We start from the raw sequence: 24,719 nt of genomic DNA, 5'->3' as shown, positions 1-24,719 counted from the left end.
TAAAACGAGAGGTATCGCGAAGTTAAACGTAAAAACCCCGCCAACATCATCAGCGGGGAGAGAAGATTAGCGGTGATCTTCTTTAGGATGACCCAATTTGGAGAAGACGTTGAACACCTCACCCAAGGCATAGATGAGCCCCAAAATAACGGCCATCACCACCGGCACCATGACCACAGCAAACACCAGACTTTTCAATAACTCTAACATGGGGACCTCACTTAACAGCCTTGCAAACAGTGCTACAAAGGTTACTGTAAACCAAAATGGTCAAAAACGCGCTTATTTTAACGGCTCCCAGGGCAGGATAAGCAGCTAAACGTGCTCTGTTGGCAGTATTGAGCAAATCAGCGACAATAGACAGGTTGTCATCAGGCGAACCATTGGAGTTCATTATGCAGGCCGAGATCCTTCTCACCTTAAAGCTTAAGCAAAAACTGTTCGCTGACCCACGCCGTATCGCCCTGCTCAAACAAGTGGTACAGACTGGCTCGATCAGTCAAGGGGCCAAACTGGCCGGGATCAGCTACAAAAGCGCCTGGGATGCCATTAATGAAATGAACCAATTGGCGGAACAAACCGTGGTGGAACGAGCCACTGGCGGCAAAGGGGGGGGCGGCGCACAGGTGACACACTATGGGCACCGTTTGATCCAGCTTTATGACTTGCTAGGTCAGATCCAGCAAAAAGCCTTTGATGTGTTGCAACAGGATAATTTGCCGCTGGATAGCCTACTGGCAGCCATTGCCCGTTTCTCGCTGCAAACCAGTGCCCGCAACCAGTTTTTCGCTACGGTGATTGAACGCGACCATCGACAGGTCCAGCAAGCTATCCACCTGCTGCTGGCAGACGGCCACACACGCTTGACTGCCGCCGTGACACAGCAAAGTGCCGAACGGTTGCAATTGACCCCGGGCAAAGAGGTACTGGCGCTGATTAAAGCACCTTGGGTAAAAATCAGCACTGACGCTGCGTTGCACGGCCTGGCAGACAATGTTCTGCCTTGCACGGTGGCCAATATTCAACCAGGCAATGATCACAGTGAAGTGTTGCTCACCCTCACCGGGGGAGAAACGCTCTGCGCCACAGTCAGCAACCAAGAGTTAGCCCAATTGAAACTGCGCCAAGGGATGGCAGTCCATGCGCTGTTCAATGCCGACCGCGTTATTGTCGCTACGCTGTGTTAGCCGCTACATTGTGTTAGCCGCTACGTTGCGTTAGCCGCTATGTTGCGTTAACGGCAATACCACGTTGCATTATTGCCGATTGACATCTCTTTCTGATACGAATATTTCTAAAGCTAATCAATACCCAATAGAGAATAAATGATGCCCTCGTTGCAAATTTCGCAAGCTTTATTCCGGTTAAGCGACACCCGCACTTTATCCTTGCCTCAACTGAATATTCAGTCAGGTGACTGCTGGGCTTTTGTCGGTGCTAATGGCAGCGGGAAGTCAGCCCTGGCGCGGGCGCTGGCTGGTGATCTGACCTTATTGAACGGGGCATACCGCCATGATTTCCGCAATGTGGTACGGATCTCCTTCGAGCAATTACAAAAACTGGTCAGTGATGAATGGCAGCGCAACAATACCGATCTGTTAAGCCCCGATGAGGACGACACTGGTCGCACTACCGCAGAAATCATTCAGGAGGATATTCAGGATGATCAGCGCTGCACACAACTTGCCGCACAGTTTGGTATCGCACCGCTGTTGGCGCGCCGCTTCAAATACCTCTCTACCGGTGAAACACGCAAAACGTTATTATGCCGTGCTTTGATGCCAGCCCCTGATTTATTAATTCTTGATGAACCTTTTGATGGATTGGATAACCAGTCACGTGCCCAGCTTGCCACCTTGCTAGGAGAACTGGCCCAACAGGGGGTGACGCTGGTGCTGGTCCTTAACCGCTTTGATGAAATCCCGAGTTTTATTCAACAAGTGGGGGTATTGGCAGATTGTACCTTAACCAGCCAAGGGCCACGGGAACAGGTGATGGCTGACGCGCTGGTGGCCCAATTGGCACACAGCGAAAATCTCAGCAACCTTTCGTTGCCTGAAACCGAAGATCCCACCCTAAATATTCCCCTGCCAACAACCAACCCATTGATTGTCTTGCGTGATGGTATCGTCAGCTATAATGATCGCCCAATTCTCCATCGCCTCAGTTGGCAGGTTAATCCCGGCGAACACTGGCAGATCGTTGGCCCCAATGGAGCCGGTAAATCGACATTGCTCAGTCTGATTACCGGTGACCATCCTCAAGGTTATAGCAACGACCTGACGCTGTTTGGCCGTCGGCGTGGCAGTGGCGAAACCATTTGGGAAATCAAACGCCATATTGGATATGTCAGTAGCAGCCTGCATCTGGATTATCGTGTCAGCGCCAGTGTACGTAACGTTATTCTGTCGGGCTTCTTTGATTCCATTGGTATTTATCAAGCCGCATCCGAACGCCAACAACAGTTGACCTCACAGTGGTTGCAGTTGCTTGGGTTCAATGAGGCATTGGGTAATGCGCCTTTCCATACGCTCTCCTGGGGGCAACAGCGGTTAACCTTGATTGCTCGCGCACTGGTTAAACACCCGGCGTTGTTGATCCTGGATGAACCTTTGCAAGGTCTGGACCCCCTTAACCGCCAACTGGTCCGGCGCTTTATTGATGTGCTGATCCAGCAAGGAACGACTCAGTTGCTATTTGTTTCCCACCATAGTGAGGATACACCGGAGTGTATCACCCACCGCTTGACCTTTATTCCAGATGGTGAAGGTTATCGCTATCAGCAAGAGGTCCTGATTGATAGCTATGCAAATGCCAGCAACAGCTAGTGGCAACGACCATCAATTAAGGGAGTAATAAGCATTGTTTAGACTCAGGGCTTTGCATCTGCAGGCTTGTGCTACTATCCCTTGTATGTCTGTAGTGAATCAAGTTACTGGCACTGAGTGTCATAGGCTTATTTTTAGGGATAGCGGTTATGTGGGGTGTACTTTCGGCTTCGTTGTTTTTTCTGCCATTTAATCGGCTGATTGCCTTTCTCGTGTTGGTGGCTGCGATAGGAATGGGCGTTCACCACCAGATCCTCACCCCAACCAGTCTGGGTTGCCTGGCAATAATCGCCATCGGTATCTGGCTTCGACAACACTATCGCCAACAGCGCATGGTTTCTGTTGTACTCGAACTCTTTTTAGTGGCTTGCTCACTCGCCTTGTTTTATCACCTGATGCCTGGATTCAATAACCCCTTGATGGTGGAAAAGGCAAAACTGGGGCCACTGAGTTCTACTTATTCTCTGTACTACAACTTCGACAAGGCACTGGTGCCCTTCCTGCTAATGGCCTGCTTGCCAACGCTGTTCAATACTGATCAGCCAGACCGAGTTGTGGGTGTCAGTGCCTGGGTGGTCCTGGCGTTGTCTATCCCGGCACTGCTGCTATTGGCGGTAGCTCTGGGTGGGCTGAAAATTGAACTGCATATGCCGCCGTGGATCCTAGCCTTTATCATGGCTAATCTGTTTTTTGTCTCCCTAGCTGAAGAAGCCCTATTTCGTGGCTATTTACAACAACGTTGCAGCCGCTGGTTAGGCGCCAACCCGGCGCTGATCATCGCCGCGTTACTGTTTGGCGCTGCACACTTTGCCGCCGGTTGGCTTATGGTGGTATTTGCCACATTGGCTGGGTTGATCTATGGCTTGGCCTGGATGTGGAGTGGACGCCTATGGGTACCGGTACTTTTCCATTTTGCGCTTAATCTGACCCATCTCCTGTTTTTTACTTACCCCCTCTATCAGCACCCATAATCAGAACTGGCTGGCGGATATCTCGCTGGTCACTGACTCGGAGTGGAAGCGCTACCAAATACCTGTTTAAGCTAACGTGATAATAGCGTTAACTCAGCGCGTGCAATGCGTGTAAACGCTCTCTTTTTTAGTGTTAGATCACCTTTTATCAGCGCTAATCATGCTATCTTTACGCCATCTTTTTTAACCTAAACCAGACGATAACTCATCACACAGAACGTGAAAGCGATTACATTCAATCTGATGAGTGATTAAAAGGATCGTTATGAACTGTTTTAACCCGATTGATCATCCGCACCGTCGTTTTAATCCACTCACTGGCCAATGGGTATTGGTTTCACCGCACCGGGCCAAGCGTCCATGGCAAGGCCAGCAGGAATCCGCAATGCCGCAAACATTGCCAGCCCATGACCCAGACTGTTTTCTTTGCCCGGGCAATACTCGAGTCACAGGCGATAAAAATCCTGACTACCTAGGCACCTACGTATTTACCAATGACTTTGCTGCCCTGATGCAAGATACCCCTGCAGCCCCAGAAAGCCATGATCCACTGCTGCGTTGTCAAAGTGCACGTGGTACCAGCCGCGTGATCTGTTTTTCTCCCGATCACAGTAAAACGCTGCCGCAGTTGACCATTCCTGAGCTAGAGCAGGTGGTCGCTACCTGGCAACAGCAGACTGCTGATTTAGGGCGCAGCTACCCATGGGTACAAGTTTTTGAAAACAAAGGGGCCACCATGGGGTGCTCTAATCCTCATCCACATGGACAAGTCTGGGCTAACAGTTTCCTACCCAATGAAGCTGAGCGTGAAGACCAACTGCAGCAGGAGTACTTCACTCAGCATCACTCCCCGATGCTGTTCGACTATGTCCGGCGTGAACAAGCCGATGGTAGCCGCACAGTGGTGGAAACTGAGCACTGGCTAGCCGTAGTGCCTTACTGGGCTGCCTGGCCATTTGAAACCCTGTTGCTACCAAAAGCAGCCGTACAACGGCTTAGCGAACTCTCGGCAGCACAAAGCAGCGATCTGGCTATCGCGCTGAAGAAACTCACCAGTCGTTATGACAATCTGTTTCAGTGCTCTTTTCCTTATTCTATGGGTTGGCATGGGGCCCCGTTCAATCATGCCGATAACCGCCATTGGCAACTACATGCCCACTTCTACCCACCGTTATTGCGCAGTGCAACAGTACGGAAATTTATGGTGGGTTATGAAATGCTGGCGGAAACCCAGCGTGACTTGACGGCAGAACAGGCCGCAGAACATTTGCGCGCAGTCAGTGATGTCCATTTTCAATCTGTCGGAGCCTAATAATGAGTTTGAAAAAACATACCCACGACCTTTTTAACCAGCATTTTGGCTATGCCCCCACACTGACAATCCAAGCCCCAGGACGGGTCAACCTGATTGGTGAACACACTGACTATAATGACGGTTTCGTTCTCCCTTGTGCGATCGATTACCAGACGGTGATCAGTGCGGCACCACGCCATGATCGCCAAATCCGTGTGTTAGCTGCCGACTATCAAAATCAGCAGGATCAGTTTTCGCTGGATAGCCCAATCATCAAACATCCTGACCTCCGTTGGGCTGACTATGTACGCGGTGTAGTAAAACATCTGCAAACACGTAATACCGAGTTTGCGGGTGCCGATCTGGTCATTAGCGGCAATGTACCGCAGGGGGCCGGGCTAAGTTCATCAGCATCATTGGAAGTCGCCGTTGGTCAGGCATTGCAAGCTCTTTATCAGTTACCGCTTGATGGTGTTGCCTTAGCGCTTAATGGCCAAGAGGCGGAAAACCAGTTTGTCGGCTGTAATTGCGGCATTATGGATCAGTTGATTTCGGCACTGGGCAAGCAAGACCATGCCCTGTTGATCGACTGCCGCTCACTGGAAACTCAGGCGGTATCAATGCCAGCCGAGGTGGCCGTTGTCATTATCAATTCCAACGTCAAACGGGGGTTGGTGGACAGTGAATACAACACGCGGCGCAAACAATGTGAGGAAGCAGCCCGTTTCTTTGGTGTTAAGGCGCTGCGCGATGTCACTTCAGCACAGTTTTTAGCAGCTCAGCATCAACTGGATCCTACCGTCGCCAAACGTGCGCGCCATGTGATCAATGAAAACGAGCGTACCTTGGCGGCTGCTGCCGCATTAACCGCCGGTAACCTGAGCTTGATGGGGACACTGATGGCTGAATCGCACGCTTCAATGCGTGATGATTTTGAAATCACTGTACCGCCAATCGATACCTTGGTGACAATCGTGAAACAGGTGATTGGTGACCGTGGTGGGGTACGTATGACCGGTGGCGGTTTTGGTGGCTGCATTGTGGCACTGATGCCCGTAGATTTAGTCGAGCCAGTGCGTGCCACTGTCGCCCAGGAATACCCACGGCAAACCAATGGGCTGAAAGAAACTTTCTATGTCTGTAAACCATCACAAGGATCTGGCTTATGTTAACCAATAAACCTGCACTAGCCCCTGATGGGCAGCCATTCACCCTCACGACCCTGCGTAATAGCGGGGGAATGACTATCACCCTCATGGATTGGGGTGCGACTTGGCTTTCTGCCGTGTTGCCGCTGAAATCAGGCGAGAAACGCGAACTGCTATTGGGCTGCCAATCTCCAGAACAGTATTTGCATCAAAGTGCTTATCTAGGGGCAACTGTCGGCCGTTATGCCAACCGCATTGCTAATGCCAAACTGTTGATCGCAGGCAAAACTTACCCTTTGATTGCCAATCAGGGACCTCACCAGTTACATGGCGGGCCCGGAGGTTTTCATGCGCGCCGCTGGCAAATTGTGGCACAAGATGAACAACACATCGTATATCAATTACATTCTCCCCATGGTGACCAAGGGTTTCCGGGGAATCTGGACGTCACACTCACCTATCGGTTGACCGACGACCATCGGCTGGAAATTGAGTATCAGGCGCAAACTGATAGCACTTGCCCCGTCAATCTGACCAACCATGCCTACTTCAACTTGAATGGTGCAGGACAAGACGCCAGGCAACAGCGTTTGCAGCTGTTCGCCGACAGCTATCTGCCGGTAGACAGCGAAGGGATCCCTTGTGCCGACCTGACCCCGGTCACTGATACCGGCATGGATTTCCGCCAACCGAAAACCATTCAGCAAGACTTACTGCGTGATCGCTGCCAACAACGGGTTAAAGGTTATGACCATGCCTATCTGCTGTCTCGTTCCTGTCAGACATTGAGCAACCCTGCCGCCCATTTGTGGTCAGCTGATGGTCAGGTCAAAATGACGCTATTCACAACGGCACCTGCAATACAGTTTTATAGTGGGAATTATCTAGCGGGAACACCAGCACGTGATGGCGGCAGCTACGACATTTACGCTGGCGTGGCGCTGGAAAGTGAATTTTTGCCCGACAGCCCGAACCACCCAGAATGGCCGCAACCTGACTGTTGGTTACAACCCGGACAACGGTACCAGAGCGCCACACATTATCAGTTTGAGCCAATCGGTCACTCAGCTTGATTTAGCGTTAAAGGTTGACTGCTATAGTATAATGATTATCGTTATTATTATAATGACGCGTGATTAAGGAGTCAGGCTATGGCAACAACCAAGTTGGTACTGGTACGTCACGGTGAAAGTCTGTGGAACAACGAGAACCGCTTTACCGGTTGGTATGATGTTGATCTTTCAGATAAAGGCCGTAGCGAAGCCAAAGCAGCAGGTAAACTGTTAAAAGAGGAAGGTTTCACTTTTGACTTTGCTTATACCTCGGTACTCAAGAGGGCTATCCACACATTGTGGCGTATTCTGGACGAACTGGACCAAGTCTGGTTGCCCACCGAAAAGTCCTGGAAGCTGAATGAGCGCCACTACGGCGCATTGCAAGGGCTCAATAAAGCTGAAACCGCAGAGAAATATGGTGACGAGCAAGTGCTACAATGGCGCCGTGGTTTTGCCGTCACCCCACCAGCATTAACCAAAGCAGATGAACGCTATCCAGGGCATGACCCACGCTACTCTGCACTGAGCGAAAAAGAGCTGCCCCTAACCGAAAGCCTGGCATTAACCATTGAGCGTGTGATCCCTTACTGGAACCAAGAGATCCTGCCGCGAATCAAACGCGGTGAACGCGTTATCGTTACCGCCCACGGCAACTCATTACGCGCCTTGGTGAAATATCTCGATAAGATGAGCGAAGATGAGATTATCGAGCTGAATATCCCAACCGGCGTCCCTTTGGTGTATGAATTCGATGAGCACTTCAACCCAGTTAAACGTTACTATCTGGGTAATGCTGACGAGATCGCTGCCAAAGCAGCGTTGGTAGCCAATCAGGGTAAAGCGAAGTAATCCCCGCTAACCAGCAGGACGTGCCCAGTATTGGCTGGGCACGGACACTGACGTTGACCACGGTTAGTCTCAGTTCGGTGACCTCGTTATGCTGATGAATTTTGGCCGCTGCTTTGAGCACTAACCGAGCTGCCTAACTGGCAGCCCCGCCAGGGGATCATTGAACCTCATCCATAAGCCTCACCTTGCGGGCCAGCACAAGTGCTGGCTGCCTACAGGCAACTCTAATTATTTTGGGTATATACATGCTGTTGGTGACCGTTTTACCGATCATCTCATAAAGTCCAGACCCTGCTAGTGCGGGGCCTGGAAAACTAACTATCAGCTACGGCGTACTTTTACCGCTGCGGCCAATTCACGCAGGACAGTTTCGGTATCTTCCCAGCCAATGCAAGCATCGGTCACGCTTTTACCATAAACCAGCGGCTCACCACTTTCCAGATTCTGATTCCCTTCCACCAGGTGGCTTTCGATCATGACACCAATAATGGCTTGCTCACCCGCACATAATTGATTGCAAACATCGGTATTGACGTCCAACTGCTTTTTAAACTGCTTGCTACTGTTAGCATGGCTGAAATCGATCATCACTCGTGGTGGTAAACCCGCTTTAACCAGGCCATCTTTCACTTGCTTCACATGTGCTGCACTGTAGTTTGGCTCCTTGCCACCACGCAGGATGATATGGCAATCACCATTCCCCCCCGTGTTCACAATGGCAGAATGCCCCCACTTGGTGACAGACAGGAAGCAGTGCGCGGCACTCGCTGCATTAATGGCGTCAATGGCAACTTTAATCGTACCGTCAGTACCATTCTTAAAACCAACCGGACAAGAGAGGCCAGAGGCCAGCTCACGGTGCACTTGAGATTCAGTCGTCCGCGCACCAATAGCCCCCCAACTCATCAGGTCTGCCAGATATTGAGGCGTGATCATATCGAGAAATTCACCCGCCGTCGGTAAACCAGCATCATTAATATCCAGCAATAACTTACGTGCCAGACGCAAGCCTTCATTGATCTGGAAGCTGTTATCCATCTGTGGATCATTAATCAACCCTTTCCAGCCAACGGTGGTGCGTGGCTTTTCAAAATAGACGCGCATCACTATCTCTAACTCACCACCAAGCTCCTGGCGCAGTTTCAGCAGACGTGTCGCATACTCTTTTGCTGCATGAGTATCGTGAATAGAGCAAGGGCCAATCACCACCAGCAGACGATCATCATTGCCACGAAGGATGTTGTGGATAGCATTACGCGCTTGTGACACCGTTTCAGCCGCCTGTAGAGTGGCAGGAAACTTCTCCAACAGAGCCACCGGTGGCAGGAGTTCCGTGATTTGTTTAATACGTAAATCGTCATTTTGATAATTCATAGCTTTTCCATTAGGTATCGGTGTATTGCACAATGCGCAGAGACTTACCAATCTAGCGGCTGTAGCTGTTGCTGTAAATCATCTTTATGTCGCCGTTGGCATTGTGGCAGCTACCGTGCTGCCGTCTCAATGCCGAGAGATATTGATGCTATCTGTCAGCGACCAGGTAAATGTGCAGCAAACTCCAACATGCGGTTAAGCGGGATAAGCGCCTTATCACGCAGTGTTTCATCCACCAGGATCTCATGCTGTGCACCCATCTGCTCCAACCCTTCAGCAATGGCTTGCAAGCCGTTCATCGCCATCCATGGACAATGTGCGCAACTGCGACAGGTTGCCCCTTCCCCCGCCGTAGGGGCTTCGAATAGCTCTTTATCCGGGCAAGCCTGTTGCATCTTGTAAAAGATACCGCGATCAGTAGCCACAATCAGTTGCGGGTGAGGTAGTTTGGTTGCCGCTTGAATCAACTGGCTGGTTGACCCTACCGCATCAGCCAGTTCGATCACCGCATGGGGGGACTCTGGATGCACCAATATTGCCGCATTGGGGTAGAGCGCCTTCATACGCAACAGCGCTTGCGTTTTAAACTCATCATGAACGATACAAGCCCCTTGCCAGCACAGTACATCCGCCCCTGTTTGCTTTTGTACATAATGACCAAGATGCCGATCCGGTGCCCAGATAATTTTCTCACCGAGGCTATCAAGGTGTTCAATCAATTCAACTGCAATACTGGAAGTGACAACCCAATCGGCACGGGCTTTGACTGCCGCTGAAGTATTGGCATAAACCACCACGGTCCGCTCGGGGTGACTGTCGCAAAAAGCGTTAAACTCCGCCGCTGGACAGCCAAGATCCAGTGAGCATTCGGCATGCAATGTTGGCATCAATACCTGTTTTTCCGGGCTGAGGATTTTAGCTGTTTCCCCCATAAATCGGACCCCAGCAACCAGTAACGTTGAGGCCGGATGTCGGCTGCCAAAACGCGCCATTTCCAGTGAATCTGCAACACATCCCCCCGTTTCCTCTGCGAGAGCCTGGATTTCAGGATCAGTATAGTAATGAGCCACCATCACGGCATCCCGTTGCTTGAGTAACGTTTTAATCTTTTGGCGATAAAATGCTTTTTCTGCTCCATCTAACGGTTGCGGTTTTGGAGGGAATGGGTACACCGCAGCATTAATATCAAACATTTCACTCATTACTTTTATCTCTTCAACGGGTTGGATGTTTGCTTATTGGTACTCGCTTACTCTTGGCAAACAACTTTGTTTGTTATACTAAACAAAATACCGCAATTTTTGTATTGAGTCGCTGCTATTTTCTGTAAAAATTGATTTTTGTTTAATAGATTAAAATTTGGGGTGTTTGAAGGGGGGTGGAACAATGGCAATACTTGGGTGCGGTCAGGTATGACTTGGTGGGATTTGAGTGATTGAATGTTTGGGGATGGTTCAGTGCTATATGAGGAGATGGTGGGTCGTGCAGGATTCGAACCTGCGACCAATTGATTAAAAGTCAACTGCTCTACCGACTGAGCTAACGACCCATAATAGTGAGCTATTGCTCAAGACATGGTTACTACTATTTAAAATAGTTCAAATCATTTGGAGTTCAGGATTGATTAAAAGTCAACTGCTCTACCGACCCATGTTAGTGGTGGGTGATGACGGGCTCGAACCGCCGACCCCCTCCGTGTAAAGGAGATGCTCTACCAACTGAGCTAATCACCCACTGCATGGTTACTGCTGTAAAACTTGGTGGGTCGTGCAGGATTCGAACCTGCGACCAATTGATTAAAAGTCAACTGCTCTACCGACTGAGCTAACGACCCATCATTGTGAGCTACTGCTCAAAACATGGTTACTACTTATAAAGTCACATCTGTCATTTGGTAGTGCAGGATTGATTCGTCCTTCGTCCTCACCCTGCGGGCAACGCTGCGCGTTGTCGTCTCGCTTCGCTCGGCTCGGACCTGCGAGCAATTGATTAAAAGTCAACTGCTCCACCGACTGAGCTAACGGCCCAATTTTCTGTCACTTTGACACTTAACAAGATGTCTTGGCAACGGCGGCATATATTACTAATTTATCTCGGCAGCGCAACCTAAATTTTTAATTAAAAGGTTCAACTGCTTGTTATTCACGCGAATGAGCCCAGAATTCAACCAAATCGACTAAATTCCGGGCTCAAATTTTGCTTATAAACTCGCTTCGCGTTTCTTGGCCTGTTTGGCCGCATCGCTGGTTGGGTATAACTTAATCACTTGCTGGTAAACGGCTTTGGCTTTATCCGTTTGCCCTTTTTCCTGCATGATCACCCCAACTTTATACATCGCATCCGGTGCCTTCGGCGATTTTGGATAATTCTTTACCACTACTGCAAAATAGTAGGTCGCATCATCCTTTTTACCTTTGTTGTAAAGCAACTGCCCTAGCCAATAGTTGGCGTTAGGTTGGTAAGTCGACTGCGGATACTGCTTAATAAAAGCCTGAAAGGCGGTGATCGCCTCATCATACTGTTTTTTTTCCAGCGCCAGTGAAACCGCTGAATTGTAGTCGCTGTTCTCATCGCCACTACTTGCTGGAGCCGCAGTGGTGCCGGTAGAAGAATTGCTTGCGCTATCCCCAGATGTGGCAGCCGTTGCCCCTACGGCGGCCCCAGCGGCAGCACCCGCTGAACTCTGCGCACCATTCTGGCCAAGACTATCAATTTGCTGATAGAGCTGTTTCTGACGTTCAACTACCTGATTCAGCTGATACTGATTTTCCTGAATCTGCCCACGCAGTGAATCTATATCGCGTTGATTATCAGAGAGTTGTTGCTGAAGTTGATTTAAGAGCTGACTTTGAGCATTGCTAATCCGCTCAAGTGATGTGACACGGTCTTCGACCGAGCCGGAGCCGACATTACTGATTGGCGCTTGGGCAGTAGCGGCCCATGGAGCCGCTACGCCAACCAGTAACGACAGACTCAACAGGTGATGTCTGAAGTTACTGTTCATGCGATTCTCTTAGTAAACCAGAACGGCACGACGGTTTTTAGCCCAAGCCGCTTCATCGTGGCCCAGTACTGCTGGTTTCTCTTTACCGTAGGAAACGATAGAGATCTGGTCAGCAGAAACACCTTTACCTTGCAGGTACATTTTGACGGCGCTAGCACGACGCTCGCCCAAAGCGATGTTGTATTCTGGCGTACCACGCTCATCCGCGTGACCTTCAACAGTCACTTTATAAGATGGATTGTTACGCAGGAATGCCGCATGAGCATCCAGCATCTGAGTGAAATCAGAGCCAATGTCATATTTGTCAAAAGCAAAGTAAACAATATTGTTTCTCTGCAGTTCTTGCATCTGCAAACGAGCTTGGTCTTCAGAAGACAGGTTGCTGCTGCCATTTTCTGTGCCGTTGCCAGCGCCCATACCAGATTGGTCATTGTTTGCGCTTTTGTTAGAACTACAAGCCGCTACCGCCAAAATTGGCAATGCCAGCATAAGCCCCTTCAGCATTTTATTGAGTTGCATTTCTTTGATCCTTTTATAGTTTGCCATACATATTTGTATATGCATTACAGATACGGCGACCAGGCAGGAAATTTGACCTGTCCATCAGTTGCCGGAAGACGCGCTTTGAAACGCCCATCAGTCGACACCAACTGCAGCACGGAGCCCATACCTTGCGTGGAGCTAAAGATCACCATGGTGCCGTTTGGAGCGATACTGGGTGTTTCATCCAGGTACGTATCCGTTAATACTTGAACGGCACCCGAACCAAGATCTTGCTTGGCAATATGCTGAGCACCACTATTGGTACTTACCATTACCAAGAATTTACCGTCAGCACTCACATCAGCGTTCTGATTCTGAGCCCCTTCCCAAGTCAGGCGTTGTGGTGTGCCACCACTGGCACTGACTTTATAAATCTGAGGACGCCCCCCCTGATCAGAGGTAAAGGCCAACGATTGACTATCCGGGAACCAAGTGGGTTCAGTATTATTGCTGCGACCATCAGTAATCTGAGAGATCTGACCTGACCCCAGATTCATCACATACAGGTTAAGGCTACCGCTCTTGGAAAGTGCAAAAGCCAAGCGCGAACCATCCGGCGAAAATGCTGGCGCGCCATTATGGCGTGGGAACGAAGCAACCTGGCGGATAGCGCCGCTAGCCAACGTCTGGATAACCAGAGCTGAACGGCCGCTCTCGAAGGTCACATACGCCAATTTACTTCCATCAGGTGACCAGGCAGGTGACATCAGTGGTTCAGGTGAGCGGTGCACTACGAACTGGTTATAGCCATCATAATCGGCTACACGCAGCTCATGCGGGAATTTGCCACCATTAGTATGGACAACATAAGCAATACGAGTCCGGAACGCACCTTTGATACCCGTCAGCTTTTCAAACACTTCATCACTGGCGGTATGTGCAGAATAACGTAACCACTGCTTGGTGATCTTATATTGGTTCTGCGCTAGAACAGTACCAGGAGCCCCTGAAGTATCAACCAGTTGATAGGAAACCAGGTAACTGCCATCGGCACCAGGCTGAACCTGGCCAACCACCACCGCATCAATACCCAGTGCAGTCCAGGCTGCTGGCGTTACTTCAGCTGCCGTAGAGGGCTGTTGCGGCATACGGGCCACATCAATAGGGTTAAACTTGCCGCTATTGCGTAGATCCGCACCAATAATCTGACCAATATCTTCTGGAGGGCTACCGGGCCCCGCCCATTTGAACGGTACCACGCCAATCGGGCGAGCAGAGTCGACGCCTTGGGTGATTTCAATGCGAACTTCCGCGTGTAACACGGATACCCACAGTACTAAAAAACTTAATACTACTCGAAGTGCCTGCTTCATCTCATCTCCCTTATCCAGGCAGGATGCCTACGATAAATTAGCAGAATTTTAACAAACCAACAAAACGATAGGATCCCTGTTGGTTACCTTGATTCATTCTTGGGGTATGACTCAATTAACAAATCATTATTGTGGCTTAAATGTAACGGGTGCATTCTTGAACACTTCATACACTGCCGAAGTCGGTGGTTTCGGAATATGAGCCTGCTTAGCCGCAGCAATTGCTGCCTGACACAGAGCGGGATCACCCCCTTCAGACTTAATATCAATCAACAAACCATCGGGTGCCAGTTTAATCCGTAAATCGCACGTTCTTCCTTTGTAAAGATCAGCATCATAAAACTTGCTCTGAATGGCAGCGGTAATCTGCCCCAGATAGCCATTAATATCGGCCCCACTGGCCCCTGCGGTCTTCGCGTTACCTTGCCCTGCAGGTTTACCGTCCCCTTGCGCCTTAGCACTGCCACCTTTCGGTGCATTCTTGCCATCAGCTAAACCACCGAATAAATCATCGACTTCAGCAGCCTTTTTCTTCTCATCAGCGGCTTTTTTAGCTGCAGCGGCCTTCTCGGCGGCAGCTTTCTTTTCTGCTTCTGCTGCCGCTTTCTTCTCAGCCGCCGCCGCTGCCTTCGCCTCTTCCGCCTGCTTTTTAGCTGCTGCAGCAACAGCCGCTTCTTTTTTAGCTTCCGCTTCCGCTTTCTTCTGAGCCTCTGCCTGTGCTTTGACTATTTTATCTGCCTCAGCTTTGGCTTTCGCTGCAGCCTCCTCGGCTGCTTTCTGTTGTTCTTTAGCCTTAGCAGCCGCAACCTCGGCCGCTTTTTGCTGTTCAGCTTGTACCTTAGCGTCCTGCGCCGCTTTTTCCTGTGCCGCCAAACGCTCCTGCTCCAGTTTCTTCAGGCGTTGTTGTTCTACTGCCTGCTTCTGCTGTAACTCTTCCGCCTGCTGTTCCGCTTTCTTCTGGCGCTGTTTTTCTGCACGCTGGGCATCGCTACTCTGCTGCTGCTGGCGATTATACTGCTCGACGACAGCACCCGGGTCGACCATCACTGCCCCTACTACAGAACCATCACCGCCACCGCCAGCACTCATTTCGGCGTTTTCTTGCAGTGATCCCCAAATCAACAGGGCAATCAATAGGATGTGCAGAACCACCGATACAATAACGGCGCGATTCAGCTTATCGTTTTGCTCAGTTGCCTTTACCAAAATAGATTCCCAAAAACTGGTGCTTAAACGTGTTCCCGCCAAATAAAAGCAGGAACTGGGTTACCTCTGACCTCAGGGTCAAATTGGCTGAGTCATCAGCCCTACAGAAGTTACCCCCGCTTGATGAAGAATATTTAACGCCTTGATAATCTCATCATAGGGTACTTCCTTGGCCCCACCGATCAAAAAAACCGTCTTCGGGTTAGCCGCCAAACGTGATTTGGCTTCTGCCGCCACCTGCTCTGGTGGCAACAGTTCCATGCGGTTATGATCAGCCACCAGAGTGTATTGCCCTACGCCAGAAACTTCGAGGATCACCGGTGGATTATCATCACTGGACACTGTCTTGGAATCAGTTGCATCCGGTAAATCCACCTCAACACTTTGGGTTATGATTGGCGCAGTTGCCATAAATATCAACAGCAACACCAGCAATACATCCAGCAACGGAACTATGTTGATTTCCGACTTGAGCTCCCGCCGGTTACGACCACGAACTTTCGCCATGCTACCCCCTACTTATTTGCTGTCGCTGGAGAAGGCCTGGCGATGCAGAATAGCGGTAAACTCTTCCATAAAGTTGTCGTAATTCTGGTCAAGCTTGTTAACCCGCTGGTTAAGACGATTGTAAGCCATGACGGCGGGGATCGCGGCGAATAGACCTATCGCGGTGGCAATCAATGCTTCCGCGATACCGGGTGCCACCATTTGTAAGGTTGCTTGCTTAACCGCCCCCAAGGCAATAAAAGCATGCATGATCCCCCACACCGTACCAAACAACCCAATATAGGGACTGATGGAACCCACGGTACCGAGGAATGGAATATGCGTTTCCAACATTTCCAGTTCACGATTCATGGAAATACGCATCGCTCGCGTGGCCCCTTCAATCACCGCTTCTGGCGCATGATTATTGGCACGATGTAAACGCGCAAACTCCTTGAAGCCCGAATAGAAAATTTGCTCTGAGCCAGTCAGGCTATCACGGCGCGACTGACTTTCTTGATACAAACGCGAAAGCTCGATGCCCGACCAAAACTTGTCTTCAAACGCTTCGGCGTCACGCGTTGCCGCATTCAAAATGCGTGTCCGCTGGATAATAATCGCCCAAGATGCCACTGAAAAACATATCAAAATCAACATGATAAGCTTAACCAGCAGGCTCGCCTTCAAGAATAAATCCAGGATGTTCATGTCAGTCACTGCTTAAACTCCGCGACAATAGACTTAGGAAGCGCTATCGGCTTCATTTGGTGTTGATCAATACATGCAATCAATACATCGGCCTTACTCAAAAGAGTACCATCAGAATTTATAATGCATTGAGCAAACGTAAGAGAAGCCCCGCGTATTGAGGTGATTTTACTTTTCACTTCCAGCATGTCATCAAGACGAGCGGGGTGTAGATAATCCACCGTTATACGCCGGACAGCAAAAGCGATATGTTCACTGAGCAACTGCTGTTGATGAAAGTTACGCTGGCGCAACATCTCAGTGCGTGCTCGTTCATAAAAGGCGACATAGCGAGCATGGTAAACCACCCCACCAGCATCGGTATCTTCATAGTAGACCCGAATTGGCCATCGAAATAACGTATTACTCACAAGACTTCCAAACCAATGCGATTTAACGATATTACTATACGCAAGAGAGATCGGGTTTGGAATGGGTTACTCGGGGAGAATGGAAATAATTATGGGTAAATACGGCCCATGGCATAGAGACTTAGCCTGTCAAAGGGGCTTACACCATGCTTGGGCCAGCTATTTATAAAGAAACGTAAAGTAATGCTGCCACTAGGATGATTATTGCTGGTAATGGCGCAAAAAAGGCACGCCAAAACAGCGTATGGGGGCGGAACCCAACACCGTGAACCAGACCGGCACACACTGCCCACATCAGCAACAGCCCCTGCCAAATCGCCAATGAACTGGTACGTGCGGCAAAAAGTGTGGGCTCCCAAAAAATACACCCAGCCAAAATCAACGCCAACACCAATGAAAGGGCCCTTAACGGGCCCTTATCTGTGACGGCATACAGCTTATCTATCAATGCTGAACTCATCACTTACTGTCTTGCTGTGCTTTTGAATCTTCAATGTGCTCAAGCGCCAGAGCTGTAATAATACCGAAGGAACAAGCAAGAAGCGTTCCGAGGATCCAGGCAAAATACCACATGGTTTAGCTCCTTTTGCTTAGTACAGTGAATGCTTGTTGTTTTCAATAAAATTCTTATCCAAGCGACCAAACATTTTGTAGTACGACCAGATGGTGTACGCCAGAACGATAGGCACGAAGATAATCGCCACAACAGTCATCACTTGCAGCGTGAACAGGCTGGAGGTGGCATCCCACATCGTCAGGCTGACATTAGGCACAGTGCTTGATGGCATAACAAACGGGAACATGGTGACACCCGCCGTCAGGATCACACAAGCACAGGTCAATGACGAGGTCACAAATGCCATTGCACCTTTCCCGAACCGCGAGAACAGGATAGTCAACAGTGGCAAAATCACCCCAAGTGCTGGCAGAGCCCACAGGATCGGATACTTGTTGTAGTTAATCAACCAGGCACCCGCTTGATGAGCAACCTCTTTGCGCAATGGGTTGGACTGCGCTGCCGTATCCAGTGCTGAAGTCACCACAAAACCATCAATACCGTACACCAACCAAACACCGGCCAGCAGGAAACATACCCCCATCACCAACGCAGAAATCTGTGCTGCTGCGCGTGAACGCAGGTAAATTTCAGCCGTGGTACGCATTTGCAGGTAAGTTGCCCCCTGAGTGACCAGCATGGTCAGGCTGACAATACCGGCCAATAGAGCAAACGGATTCAATAATCCGAAGAAGCTGCCGGTATAGAACAGGCGCGCAGTCGTGTCGATATGGAATGGCACCCCTTGCAACAGGTTGCCAAATGCCACACCAAATACCACTGCAGGCACAAAACTACCCGCAAAGATGCCCCAGTCCCACATATTACGCCAACTGCTGTTTTCCAACTTAGAACGGTAATCAAAACCAATAGGGCGGAAAAACAACGCAGCCAACACCAGAATCATCGCAATATAGAAACCAGAGAACGCAGCAGCGTACACCATTGGCCAGGCAGCAAATAATGCACCACCAGCGGTAATCAACCAGACCTGGTTACCATCCCAGTGAGGGGCAATGGCGTTGATCATTATCCGACGCTCATTATCCGTTTTACCGATAATGCGCACCAGTATGCCGACACCCATATCGAAACCATCGGTGACGGCAAAACCGATCAGCAATACGCCAACCAGGATCCACCAGATAAATCGCAATACTTCATAGTCAAACATATCTTGGACTCCTGTTTAGTGCGCTTCCTGCATGGCAGCAGTCGGTTGTTCAAAGTGATAGCGGCCAGTTTTCAAGCTGCTTGGACCCAGACGCGAATATTTGAACATCAGGTACATTTCAGCCACCAGGAACAGGGTATACAAGCCACAAATCAGCACCATCGAGAACAGGACGTCACCCGTACTCAAGGAAGAAGTAGCCAGTGCAGTAGGCAGCACTTCACCTATTGCCCATGGTTGGCGACCATACTCTGCCACAAACCAACCGGCTTCCGAGGCGATCCAAGGTAATGGAATCCCGAACAGCGCCGCACGAAGTAGCCATTTCTTCTCGCCAATACGGTTACGCAACACGCTCAAGAAAGACATACCAATGATAAACAGCATGATTACGCCACAGGCCACCATGATACGGAAGGAGAAGTATAATGGGGCTACACGTGGAATAGAGTCTTGAGTTGCTTTCTGAATCTGTGCTTCCGTGGCGTCAGCCACATTATCGGTATAACGCTTAAGCAGCATACCGTAGCCAAGATCCTGTTTCTTCTCATTGAAAGCGTCACGAACAGCAGGGTCGGTATTGCCACCACGCAGCTCTTCCAACAACTGATAAGCCTTCATACCGTTGCGGATACGTACCTGATGTTCAACCATCAAATCCTTCAGGCCGATAACCGGGGTATCAATAGAGCGAGTAGCAATCAGGCCAAGCATCCATGGAATCTGAACAGTGAACGAGTTCTCCATCTTCTCTTGATTCGGAATACCGAACAGAGTAAATGCCGCAGGTGCGGGTTGCGTTTCCCATTCAGCTTCAATAGCAGCCAGTTTGGTTCTTTGCACATCCCCCATTTCGTAACCAGATTCGTCACCCAGTACGATAACAGACAGGATCGCGGCCATACCGAAGCTGGCAGCAATAGCAAAAGAACGCTTGGCAAAAGCAATATCACGCCCTTTCAGCAGATAGTAAGAGCTGACACCCAGGATAAACATCGCACCGGTGGTATAACCTGCCGCGACAGTATGGACAAATTTTACCTGTGCAACCGGGTTAAGCACCAGTTCGGAGAAGCTCAGCATCTCCATTCGCATGGTTTCAAAGTTGAATTCAGAAGCAATCGGGTTCTGCATCCAACCGTTAGCCACCAAGATCCACAACGCAGACAGGTTAGAGCCTAGGGCTACCAACCAGGTTACCGTCATATGCTGTATCTTGCTGAGACGATCCCAACCAAAGAAGAAGAGCCCAACCAGCGTTGATTCCAGGAAGAACGCCATCAGCCCCTCAATAGCAAGTGGGGCCCCGAAGATATCACCGACGTAGTGTGAAAAGTATGACCAGTTAGTCCCGAACTGGAACTCCATAGTCAAACCGGTGGCCACACCCAGAGCAAAGTTGATTGCGAACAACTTGCCCCAGAATTTGGTCATATCTTTATAGATTTGTTTGCCTGACAGCACATATACCGTTTCCATAATTGCCAGCAAAAACGCCATCCCCAGCGTTAATGGGACAAATAGGAAGTGGTACATCGCCGTTAAAGCAAACTGTAAGCGCGACAGTTCGACAATATCAAACATCTTGACTCCTTGCTCCTCGCAGGAAGACTACAATTTGCGGTTATCGGTATGACTTAATCAAGAATAGCCGATAATACTTCGCAGTGAATGCCTTTAAACACAACAAGTTTTATTCAACCTTGCCGTTTTCACTCCTGGATTGTTACCCCCATAAAGGCGAGCAAAAACACAGCAATGAAAACCAACAGTAGGTAACAAATGCAACAAGATCAACCATTCCTAATTACACAATGGCATGATACTCGTCAAAGCACACACAATAAATAGGTTTTTACGTGACCTGTGTTAGAGTTTTGGTGACAGGTCAAAAACCAGTCCAAAGCGAGCGCTGGGTTTATTTTGATCTAAAACAATTTAAGCCATTCTGAATATGATTACCAGATTAATTACCTAATTAATAGAACCCGCACTACAGACAGTAAATCAATGCGTTAATTGTTCTTTATTGATATATCATTGTTAATTTGATGTGAATGAAAATACATTTTATTGTACTTTCAATTAAGTAATACACGTCATTATTCACGTCTGCTTATACTTCACAGTTTCTACATACGGCCCATATCCAAACTGTCAGTAATAATAATTCCTATTGAGATAAATGCATCATTAAAAAAAGGCCACCTCAATGGGTGGCCAGTCAGAAAATTTATCCGTCATGATTGAAGCAGCCAAGGTGAGTGGCTAATGCTGCGCTGTCACACAAATCAAACGGTATATTGTCATCCGATCAACGCATTAGCACCGCTTTCACTGCATCACCAATATCAGCCAGGCTGCGTACTGTTTTCACCCCTGCGGCCTCTAGAGCAGCGAATTTCTCATCAGCAGTCCCTTTGCCACCGGCAATAATTGCACCCGCATGGCCCATACGCTTACCTTTAGGCGCAGTAACACCAGCAATGTAACCAACAACCGGCTTGGTTACATGCGCTTTGATATAAGCTGCAGCATCTTCTTCCGCACTACCACCAATCTCACCGATCATCACTATCGCTTCTGTTTGCGGATCTTGCTCAAACATTTTCAGGATATCGATGAAATTAGATCCCGGAATCGGATCACCACCGATGCCGACACAAGTAGACTGACCGAGGCCTGCATCAGTGGTCTGTTTTACCGCCTCATAAGTCAGCGTACCGGAACGGGAAACAATCCCCACTTTGCCAGGTAGGTGTATATGGCCAGGCATAATACCAATCTTGCACTCCCCTGGTGTGATCACCCCAGGACAGTTAGGGCCGATCATCCTGACACCCGCTTCATCAAGCTTCACTTTCACCGTCAACATATCCAGGGTTGGGATACCTTCTGTGATAGTGATAATCAATTTGATGCCAGCATCAATCGCTTCCAGAATCGAGTCTTTACAAAATGGTGCAGGAACATAAATTACCGATGCCGTCGCGCCAGTGGCTGCCACAGCTTCACGTACCGTGTTGAATACGGGTAAACCAAGGTGCTGAGTTCCCCCTTTACCCGGTGTCACCCCACCGACCATTTTAGTGCCATAAGCAATAGCTTGCTCTGAATGGAAGGTTCCTTGGCTACCAGTGAAACCCTGGCAAATGACTTTGGTGTTTTTATCGATCAAAATGGACATTATTATTTCCCCTCCACGGCAGCAACAACTTGCGAAGCCGCATCACTCAGGCTGGTTGCAGCAATGATATTCAGCCCACTGTCTGCCAATTTCTTGGCACCGAGCTCTGCGTTGTTCCCTTCCAGACGGACCACCACCGAGACATTAACACCCACTTCAGCTACCGCACCAATGATGCCTTCAGCAATCAGATCACAACGCACGATACCGCCGAAAATGTTCACGAAAACCGCTTTCACCTTCTCATCAGAGAGGATGATTTTAAACGCTTCAGTCACACGCTCTTTGGTTGCTCCACCACCCACATCAAGGAAGTTAGCGGGTTCGCCACCGTGTAACTTCACAATGTCCATGGTCCCCATCGCCAGACCGGCACCATTCACCATGCAACCAATGTTGCCATCAAGAGCAACATAATTCAGTTCCCATTGGGCAGCGCGGGATTCACGCTCATCTTCTTGGGAAAGATCACGCATTTCACGCAGCTCAGGTTGACGGAACAACGCATTGCCATCCGCCCCCAGTTTGCCATCCAGGCACACCAGGTCACCCTGTTTGGTGATCACCAGCGGGTTAATCTCCACCATCGCCAGGTCACGCTCCAGGAACAACGTCGCCAATCCCATAAAGATCTTGCTGAATTGACCGACCTGCTTGCCACTCAAACCCAGTTTGAATGCCAGCTCACGGCCTTGATATGGCTGCGGGCCAGCCAGTGGGTCAATGATGGTTTTGTGGATCAGCTCTGGCGTTTCTTCCGCCACTTTCTCGATCTCAACACCACCTTCGGTGGAAGCCATAAACACGATACGGCGACTTGCACGATCAATGACCGCACCTAAATAGAGTTCTTTATCAATATCAGTGGCGGTTTCTACCAGGATCTGGTGCACCGGTTGCCCCAGCGCATCTGTCTGATAAGTCACCAAACGTTTGCCTAACCAAGCTTCAGCAAACGCGCGGATCTCTTCCTTTTTGCTAACCAGTTTAACGCCACCTGCTTTACCACGGCCACCAGCATGAACCTGACATTTCACAACCCACGGACCGGAGCCAATTTTAGAGGCGGCTTCTTCTGCTTCACGCGGTGTATTACAGGCATAACCGGTTGGTACTGACATGCCATACCGAGCAAATAGCTGTTTTGCCTGATATTCGTGTAAATTCATGATGTTCTATCCATTCAGATCTGAAAATTTCAGCCGAGTCACTTTCGCGGAAGCCCGCATGATCTATCGGCCACGTAGCACAGAGTTTGGGATCAGTCTCCTTCTCCCATAGATACCCGTCGCCATTTGAACTGCTGAGACATTAATTTCTCCACGACAGCTCATCCTTGAGCCTTACTACATCACCTTCTGCGGCAATGTAAATCCGTTTACGTCGAGGGATTAAACGTCCAGCAACAGACGGGCCGGATCTTCCAACATCTCTTTTACCGCCACCAGGAAGCCCACAGACTCTCTTCCATCAATCAGGCGATGGTCATAGGAAAGCGCCAGATACATCATCGGTAGGATCACGACCTGACCATTAACCGCCATTGGACGATCTTTGATGGCATGCATCCCTAGAATGGCACTTTGTGGTGGGTTGATGATCGGTGTGGACATCAATGAACCGAATACCCCGCCATTGGTAATAGTGAAATTACCTCCGGTGAGCTCTTCCACTGTCAACTTGCCATCACGGCCTTTAATCGCCAGTTCTTTAATTTTCTTCTCGATGTCCGCCATGCTCAGCGTATCGACATCACGCAGTACAGGGGTAACCAAACCACGAGGTGTCGAGACAGCAATACTGACATCAAAGTAGTTGTGATAAATCACATCACTACCATCAATTGAAGCGTTGACTTCCGGGAAGCGTTTCAACGCTTCAACCACCGCTTTAATGTAGAAGGACATGAAGCCCAGACGAACCCCATGGCGTTTTTCAAAGGCTTCACCGTACTGGGTACGCAGATCCATAATCGGCTGCATGTTGATTTCGTTAAAGGTAGTCAGCATTGCGGTGCTGTTCTTCGCCTCCAGCAAACGTTCTGCTACACGTTTACGCAGGCGAGTCATTGGTACACGCTTTTCACTGCGCCCAGTCAGCACAGGTTGCGGGGCTACCACTTGAGCAACAGGCTCTGCCGCACTTTTTTGCTGAGTTGCCAGGTGAGCTTCCACATCTTCACGGGTGATTCGCCCCCCAACCCCACTGCCTTTAATCGCGGCTGCGTCAAGGTCATTGGCCGCAATCAGGCGGCGAATCGCCGGGCTCAGTGCCTCATTGCTCTCGTCATTCAGGCTGGCAGTGGCGCGTTGCGCCGGGGTAGGTTGCACGCTCTGACTCTTCTCTTCAGTCGGCATACCGGAACTATCACCCAAACGGATACGGCCAAGAATCTGGCGTGAGGTCACTGTCGCCCCTTCATCCTCCAGTAATACATCAAGGATGCCCGCTTCACTGGCAGGAACTTCCAACACCACTTTGTCTGTTTCGATTTCAACCAACACATCATCACGGTTGACTTTATCACCTGGTTTTTTATGCCAAGTGGCCACCGTGGCATCGGCAACCGATTCAGGCAGGTCAGGAACCAGAATATCTACGCTACTCATTAGC

Annotated in this window: 24 protein-coding genes, 3 tRNA genes and 1 other RNA gene; 7 read left to right on the top strand and 21 right to left on the bottom strand. The window is 49.6% G+C overall.

From position 1 onward, the window contains the following. Positions 1-66: 66 nt before the first annotated feature. Positions 67-210: an AcrZ family multidrug efflux pump-associated protein gene (locus AC2A06_RS14700; protein WP_023489208.1), complete on the bottom strand. Its 144-nt coding sequence runs from the start codon at positions 208-210 to the stop codon at positions 67-69. Positions 211-395: 185 nt separating this feature from the next. Between AC2A06_RS14700 and modE the strand changes: the two genes are divergently transcribed. The 7 genes from modE to gpmA all read left to right on the top strand — a co-directional run bounded on the left by modE (position 396) and on the right by gpmA (position 8,145). Continuing rightward, positions 396-1,187, top strand: a complete 792-nt coding sequence (modE, locus tag AC2A06_RS14695; protein ID WP_484380763.1) for a molybdenum-dependent transcriptional regulator — start codon at positions 396-398, stop codon at positions 1,185-1,187. Between the two features lie 141 nt (positions 1,188-1,328). Further along, complete coding sequence (modF, locus tag AC2A06_RS14690; protein ID WP_484380794.1) at positions 1,329-2,828, top strand: molybdate ABC transporter ATP-binding protein ModF; 1,500 nt, start codon at positions 1,329-1,331, stop codon at positions 2,826-2,828. A 149-nt stretch (positions 2,829-2,977) separates the two neighbouring features. Continuing rightward, positions 2,978-3,799 carry a lysostaphin resistance A-like protein gene (locus AC2A06_RS14685; RefSeq protein WP_484380762.1) on the top strand — a complete coding sequence of 274 codons (822 nt, stop codon included), beginning with the start codon at positions 2,978-2,980 and terminating at the stop codon, positions 3,797-3,799. Between the two features lie 265 nt (positions 3,800-4,064). Continuing rightward, positions 4,065-5,111: a galactose-1-phosphate uridylyltransferase gene (gene galT / locus AC2A06_RS14680; RefSeq protein ID WP_484380761.1), complete on the top strand. Its 1,047-nt coding sequence runs from the start codon at positions 4,065-4,067 to the stop codon at positions 5,109-5,111. A 2-nt stretch (positions 5,112-5,113) separates the two neighbouring features. Continuing rightward, on the top strand, positions 5,114-6,265 hold the full coding sequence (gene galK / locus AC2A06_RS14675; protein WP_023489203.1) for a galactokinase: 1,152 nt from the start codon (positions 5,114-5,116) through the stop codon (positions 6,263-6,265). After that, complete coding sequence (gene galM, locus AC2A06_RS14670; protein WP_484380760.1) at positions 6,259-7,314, top strand: galactose-1-epimerase; 1,056 nt, start codon at positions 6,259-6,261, stop codon at positions 7,312-7,314. The genes galK and galM overlap by 7 nt, the downstream gene beginning before the upstream one ends. A 78-nt stretch (positions 7,315-7,392) precedes the next feature. Then, the gene (gene gpmA / locus AC2A06_RS14665; RefSeq protein WP_484380759.1) at positions 7,393-8,145 is read left to right on the top strand and encodes a 2,3-diphosphoglycerate-dependent phosphoglycerate mutase; all 753 of its coding nucleotides are present in this window, start codon (positions 7,393-7,395) and stop codon (positions 8,143-8,145) included. A 321-nt stretch (positions 8,146-8,466) separates the two neighbouring features. Here gpmA and aroG read toward each other — a convergent pair whose 3' ends face one another. The 20 genes from aroG to odhB all read right to left on the bottom strand — a co-directional run bounded on the left by aroG (position 8,467) and on the right by odhB (position 24,715). Further along, positions 8,467-9,519: a 3-deoxy-7-phosphoheptulonate synthase AroG gene (gene aroG, locus AC2A06_RS14660; RefSeq protein ID WP_023489200.1), complete on the bottom strand. Its 1,053-nt coding sequence runs from the start codon at positions 9,517-9,519 to the stop codon at positions 8,467-8,469. Positions 9,520-9,674: 155 nt separating this feature from the next. Further along, positions 9,675-10,721, bottom strand: a complete 1,047-nt coding sequence (nadA, locus tag AC2A06_RS14655; RefSeq protein ID WP_023489199.1) for a quinolinate synthase NadA — start codon at positions 10,719-10,721, stop codon at positions 9,675-9,677. 271 nt (positions 10,722-10,992) lie between these two features. Further along, a tRNA-Lys gene (locus tag AC2A06_RS14650) sits at positions 10,993-11,068 on the bottom strand. 108 nt (positions 11,069-11,176) lie between these two features. Continuing rightward, positions 11,177-11,252, bottom strand: a tRNA-Val gene (locus AC2A06_RS14645). A gap of 25 nt (positions 11,253-11,277) precedes the next feature. After that, a tRNA-Lys gene (locus tag AC2A06_RS14640) sits at positions 11,278-11,353 on the bottom strand. A 54-nt stretch (positions 11,354-11,407) separates the two neighbouring features. Further along, positions 11,408-11,539, bottom strand: a non-coding RNA gene (locus AC2A06_RS14635) — RtT sRNA. A 180-nt stretch (positions 11,540-11,719) separates the two neighbouring features. Beyond that, positions 11,720-12,523, bottom strand: a complete 804-nt coding sequence (gene cpoB, locus AC2A06_RS14630; protein ID WP_484380758.1) for a cell division protein CpoB — start codon at positions 12,521-12,523, stop codon at positions 11,720-11,722. Positions 12,524-12,532: 9 nt separating this feature from the next. Beyond that, the gene (pal, locus tag AC2A06_RS14625) at positions 12,533-13,042 is read right to left on the bottom strand and encodes a peptidoglycan-associated lipoprotein Pal (protein WP_023490670.1); all 510 of its coding nucleotides are present in this window, start codon (positions 13,040-13,042) and stop codon (positions 12,533-12,535) included. A 44-nt stretch (positions 13,043-13,086) separates the two neighbouring features. Next, positions 13,087-14,379, bottom strand: a complete 1,293-nt coding sequence (gene tolB, locus AC2A06_RS14620; RefSeq protein WP_023490671.1) for a Tol-Pal system beta propeller repeat protein TolB — start codon at positions 14,377-14,379, stop codon at positions 13,087-13,089. Positions 14,380-14,505: 126 nt separating this feature from the next. Continuing rightward, a complete protein-coding gene (gene tolA, locus AC2A06_RS14615) occupies positions 14,506-15,585 on the bottom strand; it encodes a cell envelope integrity protein TolA (protein ID WP_484380757.1) in 1,080 nt (359 codons plus the stop codon). 78 nt (positions 15,586-15,663) lie between these two features. Then, complete coding sequence (tolR, locus tag AC2A06_RS14610) at positions 15,664-16,092, bottom strand: colicin uptake protein TolR (protein ID WP_023490673.1); 429 nt, start codon at positions 16,090-16,092, stop codon at positions 15,664-15,666. A gap of 12 nt (positions 16,093-16,104) precedes the next feature. Continuing rightward, positions 16,105-16,788 (bottom strand): Tol-Pal system protein TolQ, encoded by a 684-nt coding sequence (gene tolQ, locus AC2A06_RS14605; RefSeq protein ID WP_023490674.1) that lies wholly within the window; start codon positions 16,786-16,788, stop codon positions 16,105-16,107. Beyond that, a complete protein-coding gene (gene ybgC, locus AC2A06_RS14600; protein ID WP_023490675.1) occupies positions 16,785-17,189 on the bottom strand; it encodes a tol-pal system-associated acyl-CoA thioesterase in 405 nt (134 codons plus the stop codon). Before ybgC ends, tolQ begins: the two co-directional genes overlap by 4 nt. A 163-nt stretch (positions 17,190-17,352) precedes the next feature. After that, positions 17,353-17,649 (bottom strand): cyd operon protein YbgE, encoded by a 297-nt coding sequence (gene ybgE, locus AC2A06_RS14595; RefSeq protein WP_484380756.1) that lies wholly within the window; start codon positions 17,647-17,649, stop codon positions 17,353-17,355. Continuing rightward, positions 17,649-17,762 carry a cytochrome bd-I oxidase subunit CydX gene (cydX, locus tag AC2A06_RS14590; RefSeq protein ID WP_116728220.1) on the bottom strand — a complete coding sequence of 38 codons (114 nt, stop codon included), beginning with the start codon at positions 17,760-17,762 and terminating at the stop codon, positions 17,649-17,651. Before cydX ends, ybgE begins: the two co-directional genes overlap by 1 nt. 17 nt (positions 17,763-17,779) lie before the next feature. Continuing rightward, positions 17,780-18,919: a cytochrome d ubiquinol oxidase subunit II gene (gene cydB, locus AC2A06_RS14585; protein WP_484380755.1), complete on the bottom strand. Its 1,140-nt coding sequence runs from the start codon at positions 18,917-18,919 to the stop codon at positions 17,780-17,782. A gap of 15 nt (positions 18,920-18,934) precedes the next feature. Next, positions 18,935-20,503: a cytochrome ubiquinol oxidase subunit I gene (gene cydA, locus AC2A06_RS14580; RefSeq protein WP_023490679.1), complete on the bottom strand. Its 1,569-nt coding sequence runs from the start codon at positions 20,501-20,503 to the stop codon at positions 18,935-18,937. Positions 20,504-21,233: 730 nt separating this feature from the next. Continuing rightward, entirely contained in the window at positions 21,234-22,106 is an 873-nt protein-coding gene (sucD, locus tag AC2A06_RS14575) for a succinate--CoA ligase subunit alpha (RefSeq protein WP_023489825.1), read from the bottom strand. A gap of 2 nt (positions 22,107-22,108) precedes the next feature. After that, on the bottom strand, positions 22,109-23,275 hold the full coding sequence (gene sucC, locus AC2A06_RS14570; protein WP_484380754.1) for an ADP-forming succinate--CoA ligase subunit beta: 1,167 nt from the start codon (positions 23,273-23,275) through the stop codon (positions 22,109-22,111). Between the two features lie 222 nt (positions 23,276-23,497). Next, a complete protein-coding gene (gene odhB, locus AC2A06_RS14565; protein ID WP_484380753.1) occupies positions 23,498-24,715 on the bottom strand; it encodes a 2-oxoglutarate dehydrogenase complex dihydrolipoyllysine-residue succinyltransferase in 1,218 nt (405 codons plus the stop codon). Positions 24,716-24,719: the final 4 nt, after the last annotated feature.

This window comes from Serratia sp. HNCC26DJ244 (assembly GCF_057180565.1).
The sequence above is the reverse complement of the archived record's forward strand: the minus strand, read 5'-3'. Positions and strand labels throughout refer to the sequence as shown.

Bases quoted from the DNA above. Each gene is read 5' to 3' on its own strand.
- cydB (WP_484380755.1), bottom strand. From the start codon at position 18,919: ATGTTTGACTATGAAGTATTGCGATTTATCTGGTGGATCCTGGTTGGC.
- modE (WP_484380763.1), top strand. From the start codon at position 396: ATGCAGGCCGAGATCCTTCTCACCTTAAAGCTTAAGCAAAAACTGTTC.
- cydA (WP_023490679.1), bottom strand. From the start codon at position 20,503: ATGTTTGATATTGTCGAACTGTCGCGCTTACAGTTTGCTTTAACGGCG.
- tolR (WP_023490673.1), bottom strand. From the start codon at position 16,092: ATGGCGAAAGTTCGTGGTCGTAACCGGCGGGAGCTCAAGTCGGAAATC.
- nadA (WP_023489199.1), bottom strand. From the start codon at position 10,721: ATGAGTGAAATGTTTGATATTAATGCTGCGGTGTACCCATTCCCTCCA.
- cpoB (WP_484380758.1), bottom strand. From the start codon at position 12,523: ATGAACAGTAACTTCAGACATCACCTGTTGAGTCTGTCGTTACTGGTT.
- galM (WP_484380760.1), top strand. From the start codon at position 6,259: ATGTTAACCAATAAACCTGCACTAGCCCCTGATGGGCAGCCATTCACC.
- odhB (WP_484380753.1), bottom strand. From the start codon at position 24,715: ATGAGTAGCGTAGATATTCTGGTTCCTGACCTGCCTGAATCGGTTGCC.
- galT (WP_484380761.1), top strand. From the start codon at position 4,065: ATGAACTGTTTTAACCCGATTGATCATCCGCACCGTCGTTTTAATCCA.
- sucC (WP_484380754.1), bottom strand. From the start codon at position 23,275: ATGAATTTACACGAATATCAGGCAAAACAGCTATTTGCTCGGTATGGC.
- modF (WP_484380794.1), top strand. From the start codon at position 1,329: ATGCCCTCGTTGCAAATTTCGCAAGCTTTATTCCGGTTAAGCGACACC.
- sucD (WP_023489825.1), bottom strand. From the start codon at position 22,106: ATGTCCATTTTGATCGATAAAAACACCAAAGTCATTTGCCAGGGTTTC.
- pal (WP_023490670.1), bottom strand. From the start codon at position 13,042: ATGCAACTCAATAAAATGCTGAAGGGGCTTATGCTGGCATTGCCAATT.
- aroG (WP_023489200.1), bottom strand. From the start codon at position 9,519: ATGAATTATCAAAATGACGATTTACGTATTAAACAAATCACGGAACTC.
- cydX (WP_116728220.1), bottom strand. From the start codon at position 17,762: ATGTGGTATTTTGCCTGGATCCTCGGAACGCTTCTTGCTTGTTCCTTC.
- AC2A06_RS14700 (WP_023489208.1), bottom strand. From the start codon at position 210: ATGTTAGAGTTATTGAAAAGTCTGGTGTTTGCTGTGGTCATGGTGCCG.
- ybgE (WP_484380756.1), bottom strand. From the start codon at position 17,649: ATGAGTTCAGCATTGATAGATAAGCTGTATGCCGTCACAGATAAGGGC.
- AC2A06_RS14685 (WP_484380762.1), top strand. From the start codon at position 2,978: ATGTGGGGTGTACTTTCGGCTTCGTTGTTTTTTCTGCCATTTAATCGG.
- galK (WP_023489203.1), top strand. From the start codon at position 5,114: ATGAGTTTGAAAAAACATACCCACGACCTTTTTAACCAGCATTTTGGC.
- gpmA (WP_484380759.1), top strand. From the start codon at position 7,393: ATGGCAACAACCAAGTTGGTACTGGTACGTCACGGTGAAAGTCTGTGG.
- tolB (WP_023490671.1), bottom strand. From the start codon at position 14,379: ATGAAGCAGGCACTTCGAGTAGTATTAAGTTTTTTAGTACTGTGGGTA.